Source organism: Allobosea robiniae (assembly GCF_900102525.1).
Taxonomy (GTDB): Bacteria; Pseudomonadota; Alphaproteobacteria; order Rhizobiales; family Beijerinckiaceae; genus Allobosea; species Allobosea robiniae.
Window position 1 is genome coordinate 325,830 of record NZ_FNBZ01000007.1, and the last position, 15,303, is coordinate 341,132.

12 protein-coding genes are annotated in these 15,303 nt (G+C 66.9%); all 12 read right to left on the bottom strand.

Annotated elements, in window-relative coordinates; genetic code table 11:
* Positions 1 to 20 precede the first annotated feature (20 nt).
* Positions 21 to 368 (bottom strand): hypothetical protein, encoded by a 348-nt coding sequence (locus BLQ70_RS20415; RefSeq protein WP_091860574.1) that lies wholly within the window; start codon positions 366 to 368, stop codon positions 21 to 23.
* A gap of 92 nt (positions 369 to 460) precedes the next feature.
* Positions 461 to 1,495, bottom strand: coding sequence for a GSCFA domain-containing protein (locus tag BLQ70_RS20420; protein WP_170843487.1), 1,035 nt, complete (start codon positions 1,493 to 1,495; stop codon positions 461 to 463).
* Between the two features lie 91 nt (positions 1,496 to 1,586).
* A complete protein-coding gene (locus tag BLQ70_RS20425; protein ID WP_091860579.1) occupies positions 1,587 to 3,044 on the bottom strand; it encodes a polysaccharide pyruvyl transferase family protein in 1,458 nt (485 codons plus the stop codon).
* Positions 3,041 to 4,216, bottom strand: a complete 1,176-nt coding sequence (locus BLQ70_RS20430) for a hypothetical protein (RefSeq protein ID WP_091860582.1) — start codon at positions 4,214 to 4,216, stop codon at positions 3,041 to 3,043. The genes BLQ70_RS20425 and BLQ70_RS20430 overlap by 4 nt, the downstream gene beginning before the upstream one ends.
* The gene (locus BLQ70_RS20435; RefSeq protein WP_091860585.1) at positions 4,213 to 5,409 is read right to left on the bottom strand and encodes a polysaccharide pyruvyl transferase family protein; all 1,197 of its coding nucleotides are present in this window, start codon (positions 5,407 to 5,409) and stop codon (positions 4,213 to 4,215) included. The genes BLQ70_RS20430 and BLQ70_RS20435 overlap by 4 nt, the downstream gene beginning before the upstream one ends.
* 32 nt (positions 5,410 to 5,441) lie before the next feature.
* Complete coding sequence (locus tag BLQ70_RS20440; RefSeq protein ID WP_320409856.1) at positions 5,442 to 6,710, bottom strand: glycosyltransferase family 4 protein; 1,269 nt, start codon at positions 6,708 to 6,710, stop codon at positions 5,442 to 5,444.
* 38 nt (positions 6,711 to 6,748) lie between these two features.
* Positions 6,749 to 8,950, bottom strand: coding sequence for a glycosyltransferase family 2 protein (locus tag BLQ70_RS20445; RefSeq protein WP_061966228.1), 2,202 nt, complete (start codon positions 8,948 to 8,950; stop codon positions 6,749 to 6,751).
* A 4-nt stretch (positions 8,951 to 8,954) separates the two neighbouring features.
* The gene (locus tag BLQ70_RS20450; protein WP_091860589.1) at positions 8,955 to 9,734 is read right to left on the bottom strand and encodes a hypothetical protein; all 780 of its coding nucleotides are present in this window, start codon (positions 9,732 to 9,734) and stop codon (positions 8,955 to 8,957) included.
* The gene (locus BLQ70_RS20455) at positions 9,731 to 10,978 is read right to left on the bottom strand and encodes a glycosyltransferase family 4 protein (protein ID WP_091860591.1); all 1,248 of its coding nucleotides are present in this window, start codon (positions 10,976 to 10,978) and stop codon (positions 9,731 to 9,733) included. The genes BLQ70_RS20450 and BLQ70_RS20455 overlap by 4 nt, the downstream gene beginning before the upstream one ends.
* Positions 10,975 to 11,814: a class I SAM-dependent methyltransferase gene (locus tag BLQ70_RS20460; protein WP_091860593.1), complete on the bottom strand. Its 840-nt coding sequence runs from the start codon at positions 11,812 to 11,814 to the stop codon at positions 10,975 to 10,977. Before BLQ70_RS20460 ends, BLQ70_RS20455 begins: the two co-directional genes overlap by 4 nt.
* On the bottom strand, positions 11,811 to 14,105 hold the full coding sequence (locus BLQ70_RS20465; protein ID WP_139163602.1) for a glycosyltransferase: 2,295 nt from the start codon (positions 14,103 to 14,105) through the stop codon (positions 11,811 to 11,813). The genes BLQ70_RS20460 and BLQ70_RS20465 overlap by 4 nt, the downstream gene beginning before the upstream one ends.
* Before the next feature lie 131 nt (positions 14,106 to 14,236).
* Complete coding sequence (locus BLQ70_RS20470; protein ID WP_061966233.1) at positions 14,237 to 15,031, bottom strand: calcium-binding protein; 795 nt, start codon at positions 15,029 to 15,031, stop codon at positions 14,237 to 14,239.
* Positions 15,032 to 15,303 lie beyond the last annotated feature (272 nt).

The following is a 15,303-nucleotide window of genomic DNA, read 5'->3' on the forward strand; positions in this document are numbered from 1 at the left end:
GATAGGAATTCGCACGCGCTTCAGGACCGCTTCCGGCAGAGCGCGGCTTCGGCCTTCGTCGCCTCCCTGACGATGCGCGTGGCGACGACCGGCGGCTTGCGGCCCTCATCGATCTCGCCGGCGAAGACGATCGTGCCGTAATAGGTGCCGCTGACCTCCGCCACGCGCTTGCGCTCGGCTTCCGTCAATTGCGTCAGCGACGCGTCCGTGCGCGACAGGCGCCGGTTGGAGGGCAGGAGCAGGACGTCGCGGGCCGGGCATGGCGCCCGGAAGCAGCGCAGGCCGTTGTCGCAAGCGACGAACAGGGTTTCAGCCTGAACGGGTTGCCAGAGCAGGAAGCACAGGGCCGATGCAGTGACGGTCCTCATGATGTCCTGTCCTCCCATACCGCGCGGGGGCGTCGTCCATACGGATGACGCCCCCCGCTTTTCAGAAACAAGCGCGAAACCGCATCGAGCCGTCAGGCGGCCTGGGGCTGCTCCGCCGGCGCCAGATAGGCGCTCTGGAAGGTCGACATCACATGCGCGACCATGTCGCGGGCAATGTGGAGCTGATCGTCCTGGAAGGCGAGCGCGCGCGGCGAGTTCAACACGATCTCGTAGCTCGGGAAGTAGTCGACGAAGTCGTGGCGCCGGAACAATTCCTCCGCCACCGCCCGCAGCAGCGATTTCGAAGCGCTGTTCGCGACGATGACGTCGGCGTCCTTGAAGGTCGCGCCGAACGGCACCGGCGAGACCGTGACGACGAAGCGCATCTCCGGATGGCAATGCTCGCGGATCAGCCCGATGATCTCCTCCATGTCGGCGAGCGTCGCATCGTAGCCGTAATCGACGAAGCGGAAGCGCTCCGGCATCCGCTGCAGCCAGGTCGGGCCGGGATGGGCGTTCATGGCGATACCTGTCTCGGCGTCCTGCCAGGTCTCGGTCAGGCCGAGCGTGAAGAAGCAGATGCGCGCCTGCTTGATCTGCGCGGTCGCCTCGGTCAGGCGCCTGCGATTGGCGAAGGCGCTCTCGCGATCCAGCAATCGCAATCCGCTGGCCTGCGGATCGAACCATTGTCCCGGCGCGAGCTCGATCAGCCCCTCGTCGGGATAGCTCTCGCCGAGCAGCACACGCTTCAGCTCATGAGTCATCGAGCGCACCGAATATTTGTTGAGCGCTCCCCGGCTGAGCTGGCCGCGATCGGCCCCGCCGCCGCGGCCGGTTTCCTCGCTCCAGCTCTCGAAATGCTCGGCCGGCACGCCATGGCCTGCGAGCAGCAGCGGCAGGCCGCGCAGCATCAGGATGTTCTCGACCTCGCGCGCGAAGCAGGAGCCCATGGTGAAGATCGGCCAGGACGGGTCGATCCTGAATTTCGGCTTGTGCGCCACGGCGAGATAGTCACCGGTCGTCAGGCGCTCCCTGGCCATCTTCTCGGGCTTGCCGGAGGTCCAGCCGCGCACCGGGTTGCCGCGCATGATCGAAAGGGCCGTGCCTGCATCGTATTCGATCTTCATGATCGTCTCCTGGTTCGTGGAAACCGATAGCCGGAAGGCTTTCGCGCCCCGCCAGGCTTGGCGAAGCCGTTCATTCCGCCCGGATCGGCCTTCACATCCGGTGGGGAATGCCGTTCCGGTCGAGGAAGCCGCGCATCCGGTCGTAGGAGCCGGCATAGCTCTTCGCGAGGCCGTTCAGCGCCGCCTCCTGATAGACCGCGCGCCAGCCGCCCTCGGCTAAGGCCGCCTCGGGCACGACCGGGATCTTGAGCGTCTCGGCCAACTCCTGGCTGCGCGTGTCATAGGCGACGAGCACGCCGGGCACGCCATGCGCGACGGCCGGCAGCACGCCATGGACGCGATAGCCGACCGCAAGATCCTGCGAGCGGGCAAAGGCGTCGTAATGCTCGACATCGAAGAACGAGAAGAGCTGCTTCTCATAGATCCGGCGCATCGCGGCGTCGTCCGATCCGCTCCACCAGCCGGTGCGGGTGAATTCGGCGACAGCCTTCTCCTTGGCCACGGGGTCGCGCAGGAAGAACGCCTTCTCCTCCTGCTCGCCATGCGAGGACATCACCATCTCGCTCTGGCTGTCGACCTTGAGCAGGGCCGCCTTCTGGTTGCGCAGATAGGCTTCCGGGTCGGCGGTATAGCTCTTGTCGGCCTCGCGGCGCAGGCTGAACGCGACCTTGCGGATATCACGCTGGTCTGGGATGCGGATCTTGAGGTCGCGGTTGCGGGTGCGGAAGATCGAGGGACAGCCGACCACCTCGACATTGCGGATGCCGTTCTGCCGGAGCGTCTCGGCACTGAAGGCACCGCGCACGCCGATCGCCGCCGAACGCTCGGCCACGATCGACCAGAAGCGCTTCGAAGCCTCGGGCAGTTCGATCTTGCGGTTCTGGCTCGCCTGCGCGCCGACGCCGATGGCATAGACCGGCAGCTTGACCTTCTCCAGCACCTCGACGGCGCGGAACCATTCCATGCTCTCATGGATGAAGTTCGAGCCGCGCACGAAGACGAAATCGAACTCGCTGGCATAGCGCGCGATGTCGGCATCCGTGGGCGACATGATCTTCATCGGCTCCAGATGCGCGTAATCGAGGAGCTTCAGCGTGGAATCGTAGACGATCATGTCGCCGATGTTGAAGTAGTCGCTGAGCAGCTTCTCCATCGGCGCGCGATACCAGCGCACCTTGTCATGGTCGTAGACCTCGCCCGCCGGATAGATCACCAGCGCCCGCAAGGCCTTGGTCTTCGACACCGGGCGCAGTTCCGAGCCGGGCGCCAACGCGCCGGTGCGGGCATCCGCGACTGCGATGGAGCGCAGCCGTGTCTCGGGCAGGGCCGGCAGCGGGATGGCGATCTCCGCCACCGTCGCATCGCCGGTGACGAGCGCGCCCGGATGGATCGTGGCGTATTCCTGCCCATCGAGCAGCAGGCGCAGCGGCGCCCAGGCTCCGCCGGGCTCGCGCGCCACGAGAACCACGACCTCCTGCGTGGTCGCGCGCAGGATCTTCATGGGCAGCACGGCCTGGCTGGCCGGAACAGGGTGCGCGGGCGCGTTCATGAGCCCTCCTTGACGAAGCGAAGTTTCAGGCGGACCAGATCGCGGTCGGGGCCGAGCTTGCAGCCGGCGACATGCATCCTGGTCATGAACAGATAGGGCTGATCGCCCGTGGTCTCGAAATTGCGCGAGGGCGAGGCCGGATCGGCGATGGCCCCGTAGCCATAGCGCTCACGGTCGCTGCAATCCTTGCTCCACATCGTCGGGTGCGTGATCAGCGTCTGCAGCGGCGACCAGGTCACGAGGTCCTTCGACCAGCTATAGGCGACGCGCCCACCGACAATGCCCTGACGCGGATCGGGGCCGAGATGGAAGATCGCGAGCCATTGCCCGCTCGCTTCGTGCCGGGTGACCGAGCCGACCGTGGTCGGCAGGTGCTTCAGCGGCTGGCACGGCCGCGCCTGGCTGAGATCGTCGCGATAGGGATCGACCGCCGGAATCGTGAAATCCTGCCCGTCGAAGGCGCGCCAGGTCGTCGGATCCTTGAGGTCCGTCGAGCGGAACAGGCAGACGCCGTTCTTCTGGCCCTCTCCGCCGGTCGTCGCGATCAGCGAATACCAGGCGCCGTCCTGCTGGACGATGTTCGACGGGTTGAAGAAGCCGCGATGCCGGCCCTGCCCGACATCCTGCTTGTAGGGCGGTGCCGCCACCAATGGGCGCGGTTCGTCGGTCCTGAAGCTGTGCCCGCCATCATCGGATCGGGCGGCGGTGACGACATTGTACCAGCAGCTCATCGCCTCCTTGAAGCGACAGGCGCCGGGATGCTTGTCGGCGTGGTATTCGGCATGGATCAGCGCCTGGACATGGCGGCCGTCATCGGTCCAGGTCGCGGCGATCCAGCTCTTGTCGCTGAACTGGCTCGGATCAGCGCTGTTCTTCGCCTGGAAGGAGACCGCGCAGCTCTTGCGGAGCGACGTGAGGTCACGGCCGATCAGCGGGCGACTGCGGTAATGGCTAGCGAAGGCGACGACCTCGCCCTTATCGTCGCGGAAGGCGCGCAGCGGCGCGTCCGGCAGGTCCCATTCCTCGCAGCGCTCGCGCGCCCAGGAGACCACCGTCTCCTCCTGCGCGCCGGGCGCGAGTTCGAGCCGGTAGCCCTGCGCGACCGCGGGCAGCGCCAGCAGCAGCAGGCATGCGGCCGACAGGGCCGCCTGCAGGGCGCGAGCGCCCCTCATGCCACCTTCCTTTCCGGCGCGGGCACCTGTTGGGCAGCCGCAGCCGGCTTGACCATCTTGTGGTCGACCTTGTTCTCGCTGAGGAATGCGCTCATCGCGCGGTAGACCTGCCCATAGGCGGCGTTGAAGCGATCGAAACGCGCCTGATCCCAGTGTTCCTCCAGCTTGAAATCCTGGCCGGCGAAGACGTCGATGCTCGGGATCTTGAAGGTGTCCGCGAACTCGACAGTGCGGCTGTCATAGGTGAAGTAGATCGAGGGCGTGCCGTTCGCGAGCGCCATCAGGTTGCCGTGCAGACGGTAGCCGAGCACGAGGTCGAGCCCACGCACCAATCGCTCGTATTCCGCGACCACGTCGGAATAGAACATCCGGGTCTGGTAGAGACGCTCGACCTGCTCGTCGAGATACCAGCTATTGGCCCATTCATTGGCGCGCAGTGCCGTCATCGCCTGCGCCTGCTGGTCGATGGTGCCGAGCGCGAGCTTCTTCTCCTCGACCTCGCCCTGCGACATCAGCGTGACCTCGAAACGATCCGCCATCGCCTTCACCAGCGAGCGGTGGAAGGTGAGGTAGCGCTTGATGTCCTGCGCATAGGTCTTGGAGACCTCGCGCCTGAGCGTCACGCCGGCGGTCTTGACCTGCTCCAGCGGCGGCAGCCGGATGGCGAGGTTGGGGTCGTTGTTCCGGAACGCCGTCGGGCAGCCGATGATGCGGACATTCTTGATGCCGAGATCGTTCAGCACCTCCGCCGAATAGGTGCCGCGCACACCGAGCGAGGCCGTCGAATCCGAAATGAGCTTGAGCACCGTTTTGGTGTCCTCGCTCAGTTGCAGCTTGCCGCTGACCGGCGCCTGCGCGCCGATGCCGAAGGCAATGACCGGGATCTTCAGCCGGCGCAGCACCTCGGGCGCCTGCGCCCAGTTCATCTGCGCATGGACATAGTTGGAGCCGCGCAGGAAGACGTAATCGTATTCGGCATTGAGCCGGTCGATCATCGCGGGATCGACGCGGTCGATCGGCAATTCGTCGAGCTTCTCGAAATTGAGCAGCTTCAGCGAGGAATCGAAGACGAAGGCGTCGCCGATATTGTGATAGTGCTCGATATGGCTCTGCAGATCGGCATGGCGATACCAGCGGACATTGTCGTGGTCATAGACCTCCCCGGAGGGGCTGATGACGAGGATGCGGGCCATGGTCGGGTCTCCCCTGTTCTTTCGTTATGGTTTCAGGCGATCATCGCGGCAGGGTCCTGCCGCACGGGCGCAGGCTTGCTGCGTTCCGCCAGCAGGCGGCGGTAGAGATCGAGATGCGTCCCGGCGCATTCGACATGGCTCATCGGCTGCTTGATGCCGCCGCGCAGTCGGTCCCAGAGGCCGGGCTCGGTCAGCGCGCGCGTCATGCAGTCGACGAGGTCTTCCGGGCTGCCCGGCCGGAAATGCAGGCCGTCGACCTCGTCGGTGATCTTCTCGGCCATGCCGCCGAGATTGCTCGCCAGGATCGGGCGGCCGTGGAAGAACGCCTCCTGGATCACGATCGGCGAGTTCTCCCACCAGACCGAGGGCATCACCATCCAGTCGACCGAACGCATCAGGTTCGGCATTTCGCGGTTCTGGAAGGCGCCACAGAAGCGCACCCGCCGTCCGGCCGCCTCGACGAGCTTGGCGAACTTGTCCTGATAGGCCTGCGGTTGCCGTTCCAGGTTGCCGCCATAGACCAGCAGGATCGAATCCTCGCCCCAGACGTCCTCGGGAATGCGCGTCACCGCATCGATCAGCACGTCGGCGCCCTTGTAGGGCGTGAGCTGGCCGAAATAGGCGAAGCGCGAACGCCGCCCCTTGCCCTCCGGGAGTGGCCGGGGTGGCGCGGCACCGGCGACGTCGATGCCGTTCTCGATCACCGAAAAACGATCCTCGGCGAGGCCCCAGTCGACATAGCGGTCGACGAGGAAGCGGCTCGGCGAGACGAAATGATCGGCGAGCCCCAGCATGCCCTTGATGAAGGTCTCGCGCGCCAGGAATCGCGCCGGCGAGATGTCGGGGAAGCAGGCGTTGCAGTCGGTCGGCGACGCCTGGTAGCAGAGCTTGAAGGCCCCGGTCTTCACCATCTGGCCATGGTGGTGGCAGATCGAGAGATATTCGTGGAAGGTCACCACGATCAGCGCGTCCGGCAGCGCATCGCGCACCGCGAACAGGCATTCGAGGCCGAGCCCGATGAAATGGTGGAAATGCACCACATCCGGCTTCAGGTCGTTCAGCACGCGGACGAAATCGCGCTCGATCTCCTCGGTTGCCCGGTTCGAGATCAGGAAGTGGTCGTAATCCTCGGCGTAGTAGAGCAATTCGCCGCCGCGCTGGCGCAGGCTCATCAGCGCCGTGCCGGCATGGCGCGGCGTCGGCGCGCCGACGCGGGCGAGGAAATGGGAATCGACGCCTTCGCCGGCCTGCAACCCCTTGTGCAGGTTGTAGGAGGCCACCTCCGCGCCACCCAGGGACATCGAAGGATGGCCGTGCGATATCACGAGAACCCGCATCCTCAGCCTTTCATGTTGGAGATGGCGAGCGCCCAGCGCCGGTCGAAGCTGGTGCGGTCGGCAAGCTGCGCGAGCACACCCGCATGCGGCGCGGCGGTCTCGCCGTCATCGACCGCGTAGACCTCGACATCGGGCACCCAGAGCGAGGGCGAGCCCGCCATCCGGAGCTTGAGGCAGAGATCGAGCCCCTTCTCCGCCGTGGTGAAATAGTTGCGGGCGAAGCCGCCAACCTCGATGAAGGCGGCGCGCGACAGGACACAGCATTCGCTGGCGCCGGCCGCGACCTCCATCGGGCCGAGATTGCCGACGGCCTCCAGCGGATAGCCGACGAAACGGTTGGCGATGCGCCGGCTCGCGCCCTCGCCTTCCAGCCAGGCGCCGGCCCAGCGGATCGAATCGTCCTCGAAGAGCAGCGTCGGGCTCGCCACGCATTGGCCGCCGCGTGCCCGATAGGCCCGCTCCAGCCGGCCGAGCCAGCCGGGCATGCGGATCTGGGCGGCACCGGACAACAGAGCGACAGTGTTGAAGCGGCAGGCGCGAACGCCAGCCTCCAGCGCGTCGCAGGCATCCTCGACGCCCTCGACCGCAACGAGCCGCACCGACAATCCATAGAAGCGTGCCAGCCGGCGCGCTTCCGCGCCGACGCGGTCGAAGCTCTCCGAGGGTGCCGCGAGCACGATCGGCAAGGGCCGCGCTTCCGGGTCCATCGCGAGCAAGGCGAACAGCGCCGACAATTCGCGATGGCGGTGATCGAGCCCGATGACGAGGCCAAGCGCGGCTTCCGGGTCGAAAGCACCGACATCGAGCGTCTCAGCAGCGCGCGGCGGCGCGATCTCGGCCGCCTGCAGCGCCGGCGCGATCTGCCGTTCGACCACGGCATTGGCCGTCGAGGAACGGGCATCGAGCAGGCCGAGCACACGCTCGAGCGCCCGCCGCGCGGGCGCGCGATTGGGTTCGAGCGGCAGGAAGGCGGGACCGGTTCCCTGCACCTCGAAGGCGAGATGCAACGGCTGGCCGGCCTCCGGCAGGAGTTTTGGCGCAAAGACGATGAAGCCGTGATTGTTGCGCCGGGATGCCAAGGCCGGGCCGAAGCGCGGGTCTTCCATGAAGGCTGCTGTCACGTCGGCGCGCTGCACGCGGGTCCACAAGCGGTCGACGGCGCAGGACTGGCTGCCGCTGCGCAGCGTGACGCCACCGACCCGGCGCTCGGGATCGAACAGCCAGCCGATGATGAGCACGCCGGTGCCCTCGACCACGGTCACCGAGTCGATGCCGGCCCGCACCGGCTCCTCCAGCAGGCAGACCGTGTCGCGGCCGTCGAAGCGCTGCGAGGCGCGCTTGAGCTTGTCGGCCGTCGCCTGGGGCGCGGTGCCGCGCTGCAGGCCGTCGCGCAGATGGCCGGGCACGGTGATCGGCTCGAGCAGGACGTAACGCTCATAGACTTCGAGCGCGCGCCAGCCATCATTGCCGCGGAAATAGAGTCGTTCGATCTCGCCGGGATGCTGGACGTGACAATCCTCCAGCAGGCCGAAGAAGCCGCGCGCACCCTCGCCGAGATCGTCGCGCTCGAAGGTCCCGGTTTCGAGATGAGCCGGCGACAGGCCACCATGCGAGATCAGCAGCTTCACCCGCCCGGCGGCGAAATGAGAGGTCCAGCCCTGCAGGAAGATGCTGCGTTCCGCCCCCGCGATATCGTCGAGCCTGCCCATCACCTCGACGAAGCCGCCCGGCCGCGCGACCGTCTGCAGCAGCATCGCCACGGCCCTGAGGCGCCGCGGATTGGGCGCGCCGGTCAGCAGCACTTCGAGCAATCCGTCGACCACGCTCGGAAAAGCCTGCCCGGCATCATCCGCGAGTTCGGAGAGGAAAGCCTGCAGGGGCTGCGGCTTCGGCGCCAGGATCAGGCGCAGCGGCCGGCCGGGCCTGCCGATCAGCAGCGCGCCGGTGCCGCTGCCGTCGACGCTGGGCGCCGGCGCGAGACACAGGAAACCGGTGGCCGCCGAAGGTTCGGCGCCGGGCCGGCGCCAGCTCAGCACCATGGTCTGCGCGCGATTGCGCGGATTGCCGTCGACCGCGACCGGCACCTTGGCCGGAATGGCGTCGCAGATGCTGCGGACGAGGATCGCGTTCTCGCCGAGCGGCGTCCAGGCCACGGTTGGTGCCTGCGCAACCGCCATCCTGTCGGGAACGATGACCTCGCTCATCGCCTCAGCCTCCCCACAAGGTGACGGCGAGCGTGACGAAGGACATCACCGCCGCGAGTGTCGACAGGAAGCCGAGGATGACGGTGACCTGCCTGAGCGGCGCCCGCGCCTCCTTGCGGATCGCATCGAGCCGCTCGTCGAAGCCGCGCAGCGTGCCGTCGAAACGCAGCTGGAAGACGTCGAGCTCGCCGAGCCTCCGCACGATCTCGGTCTGGCTCTCGGTCTCGGCCTTGGTCGCCTCGGCCAGCGCATGGTTTTCTTCGAGCCGCGCCGCGATGCGGTCGAGCTTCTCGTTGAGTTCCTTCTGCGCGAGCTGGGCACGCCGGTTGAGCACGATCAGCATTTCGACCTTGTCGAAGAAGCGTGCCAGCGGCACGGCGATCGCCGCTTCCGCCGCGAGCTCGTCCGCCGCCGGCAGGCGCAGTTCCAGCTCCACGCCCGTCGCCGCGGAGACGCCGACGACCGTCAGGCGCGCACGCGCCGCAACCAGCGTCTCGTCGAGATCGATCGAGAAGGCGTGCTTGCCGTCGCCGATGCCGTTGCGGCGCAGGTCGATGCGGCTCTGGTCGGCCTTTGCTTCCGCGACGACCTTGCCGTCCAGGGAAACCCTGACCGTGATCGCCTCGTCGGGGCGGGCCTCGTCCCAGATCCAGCCATGCAGGCGGCTGCCGTCGAGGGCATCGACCCGTCCGTTCAGGCGCGAGGGGTTGATATTGGGAAGGCGGACCTCCTGGTCCTGTTCGGGAAGGCGGACTTCGTTGTCCTGGTACTGAGCCGTTGTCATGCGGCCTCCGCGAGCTTGAGGTCATCGAAGAGGGCGAGGTAGCGGCCGGCGCAGCCGGCTAGCGTTGGCTGCTCGGCGATGCCGTGGACGAGGCGCTGCCAGAGGCCGGCCTCATCCATCGCCCGGCGAAGGGTGCGGGCCAGTGCGGCCGGATCGCCCGGCCGGACATGCAGCCCGTCGATCTCGTCACGCACCATCTCGGCCATGCCGCCGATGGCGCTGACGATCGGCGGCCGGCGGTGCTGGAACGCTTCCTGGATGACGAGCGGCGCGTTCTCCCACCAGATCGAGGGCATCACCACCCAGTCGACCTCGGCCATCAGGCCCGGCACTTCGTCACGGGAATAGGCCCCGCAATGCGTGACGACACCCTCCGCGCCAGCGAGCGCGGTATCGAGCGCGGTCGTGAAGGCCTCGCTCTGGAACGGCGCGCCGCCATGGATGCGCAGCGAGAACTCGGTATCGCCGAAAGCGTGCAGCAATTGCGCCGCCTGCAGCAGCGGCAGCACGCCCTTCCAGGGGTTGAGGTTGCCGAAATAGCCGAAGCTGGTGCGCCGACCTTTCGCCTGCCGATGCGGCGCGGCCTCCTGCGCCGGGCGTGCATTCGCGATGACCTCGATCCGCTCGCCGGGCAGGCCCCAGTCGACATAGCGCTGGCGCAGGAAGCGGCTGGGCGCGACGAAACGGTCGACCGCCGCCAGATGCGTCTTGATGAAGCGCTCGCGCAACAGGAAGCGATCGGAGCCGATCTCGGGGAAGCAGCCATGGCAGGCCGAGGGCGAGGAGCCGTTGCAGCGCTGGCGGTCGCCCGGCCGCACCATCAATCCGTCATGGTGGCAGATCGGATAGTAGTCGTGCAGCGTCATCACGATCGACGCCTGCGGCAGCAGCCGGCGGGCCAGCGTCAGGAACTCCGCGCCGATCAGCACGAGATGATGGACGTGGATCACGTCCGGCCGGAACTCCTCCAGCAGCGTCGCAAGGTCCTGCAACGTGCCGTAATGGTCGATCTGGCTCATGTGGAAGCGATCGTAATGCGCACTCCACAGCACCACGTCCTCGCCGATCGCCTGCAGCGCCGTGCCGGGGTGAGGCTCGCGATGCATCGCATTGGTCGCTCCGAGGAACAGCACCTCGCAGCCCTGCTCGCGATAGGCCTGCGTCAGGTCATGCGCGAAGATCTCGGTGCCGCCCGGATGCAGCGAGGGGTGGTTATGCGCGACGACGAGGATGCGCCGGCTCATGCCGTGCCTCCTGGTGCCTTGCCCCCCGGTTTCGTCGCGATCAGCAGGTCCTGGTAATGCGCAGCGCTGATGCCGCGCCAATGCCCGGGCCGCAGCGCCTCCACAGTGACCCCGGCCTGCGTCGCCTGCTCCAGCAGGAAACGGCTGTCGATGCCGGCAGCAGCAAGCGGCGCCTCGTCGATAGCGTACCAGCCTGGCCCGTCCTGCCAGCGCTTGAACGAGAGGCGCTCCTGCCCCGTCGAGGTGCCGTCGATCGCGAAGGCCGTGAGGAAGAGGCGCCCGCCCGGCGCCAGCAGGCGCGCCGCCTCCTGCAGATAGACGACCAGTTCCTCCGGCGGCAGGTGCGTCGCGACCGAGGTCATCGTCACGAAATCGAAGCTGCCATTGGCAAAGCCGAAGCGGACCTCCAAGCCCGGCAGGGATCCTTGCGGATTGTAGAGCGGATGGGCGATGTCGAGCCGCTGGAAGCGGAAGCGCGGATAGGCCGGCGTGATCGTCTGGGCGCACCAGAGGATGCCCTCCATCACCGGATCGACGCCGTCATAGCTGCCGCGCTCAAGATCGAGATATTGCGTCAATGGCACCGCCATGCGGCCGATGCCGCAGCCGATGTCGAAGACGCGCTCATGCGGTTTCAGCCGGCCGATCCGGATGAAATGGCCGAGGAATTCCGCGCCGATCGCGCGATAGTCGCCGTCGCCGACGAAGATCGAATCCGGGGGCGGATGCGGCATGAAGCGATTGCTCTGCAACGACGCCATCAGCCAGTCGAGCTCCGGCCCGGCGGAAACCTCCGCGGGAACGGGCTCTGGTGCGATCTGTCTCAGGGCGGTCATGCTGCGGTCGCTCTCCTGAAGCCGAAGCGGGGAACAAGGTCGGGTTCGCTGGGAGCGACGGGCGCCGGCAAGGCGAGCTCCGGCGCGGATGTCTCGAAGGCCTGCATCAACGCATCGATCTGCGCGCCCCAGCGCTGGCTTTGCAGCCAGGCATTGTGCTGGGAGGCGGCGCCGCGCGTGTAGTCGATGCTGCGCGCGATCGACTGCCGTTCGAGATGGTAGAGCGCGACATCCGGCACGTAGAGGATGCCGAAGCCGGCGCGGCGGATCTTGAGGCAGAGGTCGCTGTCCTCGTAATCGCCGATCACATAGCTCTCGTCGAAGCCGCCGAGCTCCTCGTAGAGATCGCGCGCCATGACGATGCAGGCCCCGGTGACGCCGGGCACCGGCCGCTCGACATTGGCCGGCGCATAGCTTCCGGGCATGCCCTTGAAGTAATGATGGTTGAGCCAGGTGCCTTTGCTGTCTCGCTTGAAGAACAGCCCCGCATGTTGCAGCGAACCGTCATCGTAGAGCAGCTTCGGGCCGACGGCGCCGACCCGCGCTCCACGGTCGAGCCTGGCGATCAATGCCGGCAGCCAGTCATTGGCGGTGGGGATCACGTCGGAGTTGACGAGAGCAAGAACCTCGCCGCGTGCCTGGTTCGCGCCCGCATTGCAGGCGGCCGAAAACCCGCCATTGCGCCGCATCGCCACGAGCCGCATCGGCAGGCCGTAGGCAAGATGCAATCCGCCGAGGAGGTGAGCGACCTCCGCCTCGTGCTCGGGTGAATCGAGCACATAGATCAGTTCGGCATTCTCGGCGAACCAGCGGTCGCCGGCGAAGGCCGCGACCTGCACGCGCAGGAAATCATAGACACGGTAGAGCGGAATCACGACCGAGGCCTTCGGCCGCGCCAGCGGCTGGCCGAACATCCTGACGGTCGGTTCGGGCCGGCTGTCGCGCAAGTCCTCCTGGCAGGCGGCGAGCACCGGCGCGAGCGTCGTCCCCAGCATATCGGCAGTCAGATATTGCGGCGGGATCGCCGCGAGCGCCCTCGCCCGGATCGTCACGGCATCGGCCGGCTGCACCGGTGGTCGCAGCGTCAGCGTCGTGCCGGATTTCAGCTTGATCTCGCAGCGCGGCTGCAGCACCGGCGCCCCGGTGGCATAATCCGAGGCGAAACCGGCAAAGCCCGTGGCGGCACGCGTCTCGCCATCCGCTCCGGCCGGCAGGCGGACGGGGAAGCGTTGCAAATGCGCGAGCATCGCAATCGGCTCGCCATTGCCGCGATGCAGCAGCACCTCCTCCAGGAGATCGTCGGGATCGCGCAGCCAGCCGCCGATCAGGAGCCCCGCCCGGTTGCAGACAGCGAGATCGAGCTCGGCAGCAGGCAGATCGTCGCTGCGGCGAACATGCTGGACGGCGAGCGGCACGCGCCGCTGCATCTCGATGGCGAGCAGGCGGCCCTGCTCGGACAACCCCGCAAGCTGCTCGACGACCCAGTTGCGCAACCCGTCCCGGCTGGCGGCCTTACCCGCCCACCAGCGGCCGAGCGAAGCCGCCGCCTGGCGGCCGGGCAAGGCGCGCAGCACGAGCGAGCGCTCGCCCTGCAGAATGAGGAGCCCGCCGCCACGGCTGGGCGGCGCGTCCAGCACGAGATGAAGTTCGCGCTTGCCGCTGCGATCGGTGGCACCCAGCCGAGCCTTGAGATCGAGGCGCGAAAGCCCGGCGCCATCAAGGCGCGCGACGCCCTGCAAGGCACCGAAATCGGCCGGCACGGCCGTCTCGAACAGCCACTGGCCTTCGACCAGGGCCGCGGTCGGCTGCATCGCCGCCGGCTTGGGAAACAGGGTCAGCAGAAGCTGACGCAGAAAGGACAGGTAGTTGGGGATCGCAGCGAGGCCGAACAACGGCGGCCAGGACCGGACCAGCGCATTGGCGAGCGTCAGGCGCGCCTGCGGGGCAAGCTCCTTCAGAAGCTCGGCCGGGTCGGCGAGGCCATGAACCAGCGTCGGGTCGAAACCGGCCGTCACATCGCCCTGCGGCCCGTGATCGGTGAGGGTCGCGACGACATTGTCATGGCCCGACGAGCGGAAGGCGACGACGAGCCGCTCGCGTCCATCGCGCAGGCCGAGCGAAATCGAGGCCGCAGGCAGGCGCCGGCCACCGCCCGTGAGCGCGATCGCAGGCTTGCCGAAAGGCGAGGCCTCGAGCGTCCAGCAGAGCAGGAAGACCGAACCGCCGAGGCGGTGGAGTTCGAGCTGGGCCGGCGATGTCGTCGCCATCGCGACGGGCGCAAGTGAAAGCATTGGGGCGTTCCTGCGGCACGGAGAATCCCGGAGCGCTTGCGGAAAGCGGGGGGACACTTTCCGGGGGCATGCGCGCTCCGGGGCAGCAAACCCTTGCCCAGCCATCGGCCGGGCAAGGGGTCGCATCAGGGTCAGGCGACCGTGAAGTAGGAGTTCGGATCGGCCTGAACGTCGTCGGCGGAGACACCGACCAGGGTCAGGCTGTCGCCATTGCCAAGATCGATGATGGTGTTGCCGCCGACGGTCGTGGCACGCGCAGCCACGTCTTCCGCGGAGTGGACACCCGTGCCGTTGATGTCGGACGCGATCTGCAGCATGTCCGTGCCGGCATGGAAGTCGAGGACGACGTCGTTCCCGCCACCGCCGGCGAACACGAAGGTGTCGCTGCCGCCGCCGCCATGCAGGATATCGTTGCCGGCACCGCCGAACAGCATGTCGTCGCCCGCGCCGCCCTGCAGGATGTCGTCGCCGGCGCCGCCATTGAGGATATCGGCTCCCGCGCCACCCTGGAGGACGTCGTTGCCGGCGCCACCCTGCAGGATGTCGTTGCCCGGGCCGCCTTGCAGGACGTCATTGCCCTCGCCGCCGATCAGGACATCGTCGCCGGCATTGCCGCGCATGATGTCGTCACCGGCGCCTCCGATGAGCGTATCGTCGCCCTCGCCGCCGAACAGGGCGTCATTGCCCTCGTCGCCGGACAGGACATCGTCGCCGAGTCCGCCGAAGAGGGTGTCATTGCCCTCGCCGCCAAACAGGGCATCGTTGCCACCGTCGCCGAACAGCGTGTCATCACCCTCTTCGCCGAACAGGGAATCGACCTGATCCCCACCCTTGACGATGTCATCGCCGGCGCCGGCGAGGATCACGTCGCTGAAACGACTTCCAATCAAAAAGTCGTCGAATGCACTTCCTTCGATCGTTGCCATACGGCACCTCCTCAGCGATCTGATGAACCTGGAACGTTCGACGGTCGCACCGCGGAACGAAAAGACCAGGAATGGGTACGACAGCCTTCCGGTAGATCAGGCCATCATTCGACCGGGGGAAGATTGCTCAACAGCTGCGACGCAGCAAGAGTTTTATTATGATCATTTTGCGACGCAACATAATTTGGTCTTTATTTTACAACCGATATTCTATCGATATTCTATCGATATTCCAAGAGATATACTTTCAAAATCGAAATATAGGAGAAACC

What these genes read in the sequence shown, in the direction of transcription:
- BLQ70_RS20445 (WP_061966228.1), bottom strand. Translation starts at nt 8,950, where the DNA reads ATGAGCGAGGTCATCGTTCCCGACAGGATGGCGGTTGCGCAGGCACCA.
- BLQ70_RS20415 (WP_091860574.1), bottom strand. Translation starts at nt 368, where the DNA reads ATGAGGACCGTCACTGCATCGGCCCTGTGCTTCCTGCTCTGGCAACCC.
- BLQ70_RS20420 (WP_170843487.1), bottom strand. Translation starts at nt 1,495, where the DNA reads ATGAAGATCGAATACGATGCAGGCACGGCCCTTTCGATCATGCGCGGC.
- BLQ70_RS20465 (WP_139163602.1), bottom strand. Translation starts at nt 14,105, where the DNA reads ATGCTTTCACTTGCGCCCGTCGCGATGGCGACGACATCGCCGGCCCAG.
- BLQ70_RS20455 (WP_091860591.1), bottom strand. Translation starts at nt 10,978, where the DNA reads ATGAGCCGGCGCATCCTCGTCGTCGCGCATAACCACCCCTCGCTGCAT.
- BLQ70_RS20430 (WP_091860582.1), bottom strand. Translation starts at nt 4,216, where the DNA reads ATGAGGGGCGCTCGCGCCCTGCAGGCGGCCCTGTCGGCCGCATGCCTG.
- BLQ70_RS20470 (WP_061966233.1), bottom strand. Translation starts at nt 15,031, where the DNA reads ATGGCAACGATCGAAGGAAGTGCATTCGACGACTTTTTGATTGGAAGT.
- BLQ70_RS20435 (WP_091860585.1), bottom strand. Translation starts at nt 5,409, where the DNA reads ATGGCCCGCATCCTCGTCATCAGCCCCTCCGGGGAGGTCTATGACCAC.
- BLQ70_RS20450 (WP_091860589.1), bottom strand. Translation starts at nt 9,734, where the DNA reads ATGACAACGGCTCAGTACCAGGACAACGAAGTCCGCCTTCCCGAACAG.
- BLQ70_RS20440 (WP_320409856.1), bottom strand. Translation starts at nt 6,710, where the DNA reads ATGTCCCTGGGTGGCGCGGAGGTGGCCTCCTACAACCTGCACAAGGGG.
- BLQ70_RS20425 (WP_091860579.1), bottom strand. Translation starts at nt 3,044, where the DNA reads ATGAACGCGCCCGCGCACCCTGTTCCGGCCAGCCAGGCCGTGCTGCCC.
- BLQ70_RS20460 (WP_091860593.1), bottom strand. Translation starts at nt 11,814, where the DNA reads ATGACCGCCCTGAGACAGATCGCACCAGAGCCCGTTCCCGCGGAGGTT.